General features: G+C 72.6%; 7 protein-coding genes. 3 read left to right on the plus strand and 4 right to left on the minus strand.

Annotated features, from left to right (window positions below; genetic code table 11):
• Window positions 1-71 precede the first annotated feature (71 nt).
• Window positions 72-857, minus strand: a complete 786-nt coding sequence (locus tag ABIC52_RS14295) for an alpha/beta fold hydrolase (protein WP_126892670.1) — start codon at window positions 855-857, stop codon at window positions 72-74.
• On the opposite strand from ABIC52_RS14295, the gene ABIC52_RS14300 reads away from it, so the two are divergent.
• The gene (locus ABIC52_RS14300) at window positions 856-1,662 is read left to right on the plus strand and encodes an NAD(P)H-hydrate epimerase (RefSeq protein ID WP_354027642.1); all 807 of its coding nucleotides are present in this window, start codon (window positions 856-858) and stop codon (window positions 1,660-1,662) included. The genes ABIC52_RS14295 and ABIC52_RS14300 overlap by 2 nt on opposite strands.
• Before the next feature lie 42 nt (window positions 1,663-1,704).
• On the opposite strand, the gene ABIC52_RS14305 is transcribed toward ABIC52_RS14300, so the two are convergent.
• Window positions 1,705-2,646: a 2-deoxy-5-keto-D-gluconate 6-phosphate aldolase domain-containing protein gene (locus ABIC52_RS14305; RefSeq protein ID WP_354027643.1), complete on the minus strand. Its 942-nt coding sequence runs from the start codon at window positions 2,644-2,646 to the stop codon at window positions 1,705-1,707.
• Between the two features lie 34 nt (window positions 2,647-2,680).
• Window positions 2,681-3,823 carry a glycerol dehydrogenase gene (locus ABIC52_RS14310; protein ID WP_209675419.1) on the minus strand — a complete coding sequence of 381 codons (1,143 nt, stop codon included), beginning with the start codon at window positions 3,821-3,823 and terminating at the stop codon, window positions 2,681-2,683.
• A gap of 102 nt (window positions 3,824-3,925) precedes the next feature.
• On the opposite strand from ABIC52_RS14310, the gene ypfJ reads away from it, so the two are divergent.
• Complete coding sequence (gene ypfJ / locus ABIC52_RS14315) at window positions 3,926-4,819, plus strand: KPN_02809 family neutral zinc metallopeptidase (protein WP_209675421.1); 894 nt, start codon at window positions 3,926-3,928, stop codon at window positions 4,817-4,819.
• A gap of 82 nt (window positions 4,820-4,901) precedes the next feature.
• On the opposite strand, the gene ABIC52_RS14320 is transcribed toward ypfJ, so the two are convergent.
• Window positions 4,902-5,816 (minus strand): DsbA family protein, encoded by a 915-nt coding sequence (locus ABIC52_RS14320; protein WP_250368002.1) that lies wholly within the window; start codon window positions 5,814-5,816, stop codon window positions 4,902-4,904.
• Window positions 5,817-6,069: 253 nt separating this feature from the next.
• On the opposite strand from ABIC52_RS14320, the gene ABIC52_RS14325 reads away from it, so the two are divergent.
• Window positions 6,070-7,170, plus strand: a complete 1,101-nt coding sequence (locus tag ABIC52_RS14325; RefSeq protein WP_126891637.1) for an ABC transporter ATP-binding protein — start codon at window positions 6,070-6,072, stop codon at window positions 7,168-7,170.
• The last annotated feature ends 197 nt before the right edge of the window (window positions 7,171-7,367 follow it).

The raw sequence follows: 7,367 nt of genomic DNA on the forward strand, positions 1-7,367 counted from the left end.
GGGACGCTACGCCCGGTCGCCTTCGCCAGCGGGGACCTGCCAGTGCCCGTCAGGGCGTCAGCACTGCCCCCTCAGCGCCCGTCGGACAGGAACGCGATGGCGCGCTCCCGGAAGTCGCGCGACGTCGGCGCGTTGAAGTGGTTCCGGCGCGGGATCTCGAAGAACGACGCGTCCGGCGCCGCCTCGGCCAACCGCACGGCGCTGTCCCGGATGCCGTCCTCGCTGCCCGCCGCCATCAGGATCGGCTGCGCGGGCGCGTTCTCGGGCGTCGGCTCGACGCTGTTCCGCATCCCCTCGACCATCGCGACGAGCGCCCGCAGGTCGTTCCCCTCGACGTTCGCCGCCATCTGCAGGTACCCGTTCGTCACCCGGTCCTCGACCGGCGTGCCGTCGGCGATGTAGGCCTTCGCCTGGTCGACGGCCACGCGGCGCATCGGATCCGCGTCGGGGATCCCGCCGAGCACGGCCCGTGAGATCCGGTCCGGGATCCGCTCCGCCGTGTGCCAGCCGACGCGGGCCCCGAGCGAGTACCCGAGGAACGCGACGTCGTCGAGCAGGTAGGTGTCGACGACGGTCGTCACGTCGGCGACGAGCAGGTCCATCGAGTACGCGGCCGGGTCGTGCGGCTTCGACGAGGCACCGTGCCCGCGCTGGTCGAGTGCGACGACGCGGTACCCGGCGCGGACGAGGTCGCGGGTCCACCCGGAGGCGTGCCAGTTGAGGACCGCGCCCGAGGCGAACCCGTGCACGGCGACGACCACGGGGGCGTCCGGGTCGCCGAAGTCGTACGTCGCGAGCTTCAGGCCGTCCGGGGACATCACGGCACGGGGACGGGGCGCTTCGGGGACGAGTGACATGGCGTCACCAGGCTACCGGGGCAGTGTGGTGCCCATGGACGGCTACGGCGGCGATCAGGTCCGGGCGGCGGAGCGGCCGCACCTCGAGGCGGGGGAACCCCTCATGCAGCGAGCGGCGGACGGGCTGGCCCGCATCGTCGGTGAGCTCCTCGACGATCCGGCGGTCCGTCCGCAGGACGGCCCGGGGTCGGTCCTGCTGCTCGTCGGCAGCGGCGACAACGGCGGCGACGCCCTGTTCGCGGGAGCGCGCCTGGCGTCGGACGGGAGGCGCGTGGCGGTGCTGCGCGTCGGCTCACGCGTCCACGAGGCGGGCCTGGCAGCGGCGCTGGACGCCGGGGCGAGCCTCCTGGACGGCCCGTCCGACACGGGCACCGGCACCGGCACTGCCGGTGCTGCCGACATCCTCCGGGCGGCCGCGACCCCCGACGCGGACCGCCTGGCGGCGGTCGCCGCCGAGGCCGCCGCCGAGGCGGACCTCGTGCTCGACGGGATCCTCGGCATCGGGGCGGGCAGCGGGACCCCCTTGCGCTCCCCAGCCCGACAGGTCGTCGACGCGATCCGCGAGCTCGCCCGCGACCAGCGCGCCCCGTTCGTCGTCGCCGTCGACGTGCCGAGCGGCATCGACGTCGACACCGGTGCCGTGGCGGACGACCACGTGCTGCACGCCGACGTCACCGTGACGTTCGGCGGGGTGAAGGCGGGCCTGCTGACCGGCCCCGGTGCGACGCTCGCGGGCCGGATCGAGCTCGTGGACGTCGGCATCGGTGCGGACCTGGCGGCGCTGGAACCGCTGATCCGCACCTGACACCGGTCGGCGCCGGCAGGTGCCGGGGCCCGCGTGACGCGCTCAGGCGGCGCCGGCGTCCACCCCGTCGACGACGTCGGGCCGTGCTTCGAGCCACGTGTCCACGAAGTGCCGGTAGTTCGCGGCGATGACCTGCTCGGCGGCCTCGTGGTCCAGCCCCCGCTGCACGACGTCGTCGAGCGCGTCCTCCCAGTTGCTCCGCCCGATGGCGAAGCCGACGAAGCCGTCGACGGGCGCGGCGGTCCGGAGCCAGTGGTCGAGCTGGTCCTGCGGGGCGTCGCGGCCCAGCACGATGCACTGCACGTGGTCACGACCCCCGGCACGGACGGCGGCGACGACGTGCTCGGCGTCCTCGGTGCGGTCGAGGCCCTCGAGCTTCCACACGTCCGGCTCGACGCCGTGCTCCTGCAGGTACCCGATCGTCTCGACGACGAGCCCCGGTCGGACGTCGCGGTCGTAGTCGTCGGCCTTCGCCTGCTGCTCGTCGGTGCCCGGGACGAGGAGCTCGACCAGGAACGCCCGGTCGGCGTCGTGCAGGGCCTGCGAGACCTCGGCGAGCCGCTCGGCCTGGGCCTGCCGGTCCGCGGCGTCGAACGCCGGGTTGTCGCGCACCAGGACCTTCACGAAGTCCGGGTCGAACGCGTCCACGTGCGCGAGCCAGTCGTCGCCGTACTCGAGTTCGAACCAGTCACGGCCCGAGCGCTCGATCGGCATCGCCAGCTGCAGGCCGGCCTCGCGCACGAGGCGGGCGACGTCGGCGCCGTAGCGCTCGTCGACGAGCACGCCGGTGCGGGCACGGGACGCCCCCGCGGCGAGCGCGGTGAGGACGCCGCGGTACACGAGCTGCTTGCCCTCGCGGACACGCTGGGCGTCGGCGTCGTCAGCGGGCTCGCCGGACTCGTCGCCGTAGGTGTGCTCCAGGAGCGAGGACCGCTGGTCCATCGCGAGGAGGAAGAGGGGGTGCTGTTCGTCGAGGTCGGCCATGCCGCCATGCTGCTCGCACCCCCTCCGTCCGCGCTCAGTGGGCGCGGTACAGTTCCGGCTCCGGGAGTCCGTGGGCGGCACGGATGCTGCGGGAGATCCCCTCGATCGCGACGAGCGCGTCGACGACGGCCTCGGCGGTCACGGGGAACGGCATGTTGTGGATGGTCTCGCTCTCCACGGTGGCGGCCTCGGCGACGGCCTGCAGCACGTCCCGGTCGTCGACGGTCAGACCGATCTCGGTCAGCGTGTTCGGCAGCCCGACCTTCGTGGTGAAGACGACGAAGTCCTCGATCTCGTCGGCCGGCGCCCCCTCGAGCACGAGCTGCGCGATCGTGCCGACGTTGACCTTCTGCCCGTGTGCGAGACCGTGCGCCTGAGGTGCCGCGGTCAGGCCGTTGTGGATGGCGTGCGCCGCGGCCAGGCCTCCGGACTCGAAGCCGAGCCCGGAGAGCAGGGTGTTCGCCTCGACGACCTTCTCGAGCGCGGGCGTGACGACCTTCGCCTTCACGGACTCGATCGCCTGGAGCGCGTTGTCGTGCAGGAGCTCCCACGACAGCCTCGCGAGCGCCACGCCGGTCTCGGTCTGCAGCCCGCCCGCCATGGTGTCGGCGTTCGCGCGCTTCGCCGCCCGGGCCTCGACCCAGGTGGCGAGTGCGTCGCCGATGCCCGCGACGAGGAACTGCACGGGGGCGTTCGCGACGAGCTTCGTGTCGATGAGCACGAGGTCGGGGTTGTGCGGGAAGAAGCGGTACTCGATGAACTCGCCCTCCTCCGAGTACACGACCGCGAGGGCTGAGGTCGGGGCGTCGGTGCTCGCCGCGGTCGGGACGCTCGCCCAGCGGATCCCGGCGAGGTGCCCGGAGGCCTTCGCGGCGTCGATCGCCGAGCCGCCGCCGAGGCCGACGACCACGTCCGAGTCCGTCTCGCGGATCCTCGCGGTGAGGTCGTCGATCGCCTGCGGGGTGGCGAAGCGACCGAACCCCACCCGCTCGACCGGCAGCCCGGCGGCGTCGAAGCTCGTGCGCACGGCGTCCTCGACGATGCCCCACACCACGTCGTCGGCGACGAGCAGCGGGCGCTTCCCGATCGGTGCGACGAACTCCCCGACGCGGGTGATGGCGTCCTTGCCCTGCACGTAGCGGGCGGGGCTCATGACGGTGCTGATCGGAGTGACCATGGTGCTGTTTCCTTCCGGGTCGAGCGTGCTGTTGTACGACAGGTGTCGGGGTCGCCGACGGACCGGACGCTACGCGGGTCGGCTGCGGGTACGGTCGGCGGCATGACGTTCAACGAGGACTCGCAGCTCAGCGGCGGGAAGGTGAAGCGCCGCGGGCGGACGGCGGCGATCGGCGGCGGCGGTGTCGGCGTCGCGGCGATCGTGGTCTTCCTCATCGCGCAGTTCACCGGGGTCGACCTCAGCGGCATCGTCGGTGACGGGAGCGGCACCACGCAGATCCAGCAGCAGGACGAGACGGTGCAGCCGGCCGAGGAGTGCCGCACCGGCCGTGACGCGAACCAGCGGGTGGAGTGCCGGATGGAGGGCGCCGCGGAGTCGCTCGACGCGTACTGGTCCGACGAGGCCGACGCCCTCGGCATCGCGTACACGACGCCGGGCTTCTGGCTCTTCGACGGGTCGACGGACACCGGGTGCGGCCAGGCCTCCGCGTCGACCGGCCCGTTCTACTGCCCGCCGGACCGCGCGATCTTCCTCGACACCGCGTTCTACGACGACCTGCAGTCCCGGTACGGATCGTCCGGCGGCCCGCTGGCGCAGATGTACGTCGTCGCGCACGAGTGGGGGCACCACGTGCAGCAGCTCCAGGGCACCTTCGCCGACACGGACCGCTCCGGCACGGGAGCGTCGTCGGGCAGCGTCCGCGTCGAGCTGCAGGCGGACTGCTACGCGGGCTCCTGGGTCGGATCGGCTGCGACCACCCGCGACGCGAACGGCGAGACGTTCTTCGAACCGGTCACGCAGGCGCAGATCGCCGATGCACTGTCCGCGGCGAGCGCCGTCGGCGACGACAGCATCCAGGAGCGTGCGACGGGTCGGGTCGACCCCGACTCCTTCACGCACGGGTCCAGCGCGCAGCGCCAGGCGTGGTTCACGCGGGGCTACGAGCGCGGGGCGACCGCCTGCGACACCTTCAGCGTGCCCGGCTCGCAGCTGTAGACCCGGCCGTGACGGACGGGAGGCTCCCCACCGGTCCGGTGGGGAGCCTCCCGTCCGTCGGTCGGTCGACCGTCTCGCGACGTCAGCCGGCGGACGCGCTCGCGGAGGGGGTCGGCGTGGCCGTCGGCGACGGCGTCGCGTCCGACGCACCCGCCGCCGACACCACGAAGGTGCGGAAGTCGTCGTTGGTGATCGGCGCGGTCAGCTCGTACTGCTTGCCGTTCACGAGCACCAGGGGCGGCCCGGGGAACTCGCTGAGCGACGAACCGGGGATGTCCCCACCCGTCACGTCGGCCGTGCGCTCGTCGACCCACTTGGCGAAGGTCTGGTCCTGGATGCAGTCGCGGATCGCCGCCGTGTCCCGCACTCCGTCGACGCCGGTCACGAGCCGCTCGAGCTGCGCGTCGGTGAGACCGGAGGTGCCCTGGTCGGGCTGCCGCGCGAAGAGCGCCTGGTTCACGGCGTAGAACTGGCCGGGCGACCGGTCCGCGACGCAGGCAGCGGCGTTCGCGGCGCGCAGCGAGTACTTCGTGCCCTGCGACCGGTTCGTCAGCACGGCGACCGGGTGGATGTCGACCGTCGCGGCGCCGGAGTCGACCAGGCTCGCGATGTAGTCGCCGTTCGCCTTCTCGAACTGAGCGCAGGTGTCGCAGAGGTAGTCGACGTACATCGTGATCCGCACCGGGTCGGAGGCCCCGGTCGCGCTCGGCGACGGGGTCGAGGCGGAGTCGACCGGCTCGAGGTCCTGCCCGATGGTGATGCCGCCCTGCGACATCGTCGACGGCCCGGGACCCGCGGGTTGCACCGAGTCGACCAGCACCAGCGTGACGACCGCCACCGCGGCGAGGAGCACGGCCCCGAGGCCGATCTGCAGCCCGAGGCGGGTCCCGCGCTGCCGGCGCTTCTGCTGGGCTCGCGCTCGCTGGGCCCGCTGGCGTGCGGCCTCTCGTCGTTCGTTGCGCGCGGCGCGTGCGTCACCCTCGGGGCGGTTGGTCATGCGTCGATGGTCCTCACGTTGATCCTGACGTCCGCACGGCCTCGCCTTCCCCCGTACGCCGGACGGACCCGCCGATCGTAGTGGTCCTTCCTGGGACCAGCCAACCAGGTCGGACCGGCACTGGCGCTGGCGGGGGAAGTCGTGTTGTATGAGCAACGATGGTCGACGACGACCATCCGGGGCCCCCACGGGCAACCGCTTCACTACGGATCGTCCGGCACGTACCTGCCGGTGAAGGAAGGATCGAACGCTCATGGCGTCCGTCACCTACGACAAGGCAACCCGTCTCTACCCCGGAGGCACCCGCCCCGCGGTCGACTCCCTCGACCTGGACGTCGCCGATGGCGAGTTCCTCGTCCTCGTCGGCCCCTCGGGCTGCGGCAAGTCGACCTCCCTGCGCATGCTCGCCGGCCTCGAAGAGGTCAACTCCGGCGCGATCCGCATCGGCGAGCGCGACGTCACCGACGTCCCGCCGAAGGACCGCGACATCGCGATGGTGTTCCAGAACTACGCGCTGTACCCGCACATGACCGTCGCCGAGAACATGGGCTTCGCGCTCAAGATCGCCGGTGTCGGCAAGGAGGAGCGCGCCACCCGCGTGCAGGAGGCCGCGAAGCTCCTCGACCTCGAACAGTACCTCGGCCGCAAGCCGAAGGCGCTCTCCGGTGGTCAGCGTCAGCGCGTCGCGATGGGCCGTGCGATCGTCCGTCAGCCGCAGGTGTTCCTCATGGACGAGCCGCTGTCGAACCTCGACGCCAAGCTCCGCGTCCAGACCCGCACCCAGATCGCGTCGCTGCAGCGTCGTCTCGGCGTCACCACGGTCTACGTCACGCACGACCAGACCGAGGCCCTGACCATGGGCGACCGCATCGCGGTACTGAAGGACGGCATCCTGCAGCAGGTCGGCTCGCCGCGTGACCTGTACGAGAAGCCGAACAACGTGTTCGTCGCCGGCTTCATCGGTTCGCCGGCCATGAACCTGCTCCCCGCCGACGTCATCGAGGGCGGCATCCGGTTCGGCACGCTGAACCACCCGCTCGACCGCGACACCCTGTCGAACGCCCGTTCCGGCAACATCACCGTCGGCATCCGCCCCGAGGACGTCATCGTGTCGACCTCGGGCGAGGGCCTGCCGGTGACGGTCGACGTGGTCGAGGAGCTCGGCGCCGACGGCTACCTCTACGGTCACGCCGACGTGAACGGCCAGCGCACCGACATCGTCGCCCGCGTCGACGGTCGCTCGCACCCGTCGATCGGCGACACCATCGTGATCACGCCGAAGCAGGGCCACGTGCACGCCTTCGACACCGAGTCGGGCGAGCGCCTGGACGACAAGGCAGTCGTCAGCGCGTAACGCTGGAACAGCCGGACAGGAGGCGGGGGGGGGCGGGGGCCCCCCCCCCCCCCCCCCGGGGGGGCCCCCCCCCCCCCACCCCCCCCCCCCCCCCCCCCCCCCACACCCCCCCCCCCCCCCCCCCCCCCCCCCGCCGCCCCCCCGGGGAAAAAACCACGCCCCCCCGCCCCCGGAGTGATAACCGCGGGGTTATAGAC

Source organism: Curtobacterium oceanosedimentum, from assembly GCF_040545555.1.
Lineage (GTDB): Bacteria > Actinomycetota > Actinomycetes > Actinomycetales > Microbacteriaceae > Curtobacterium.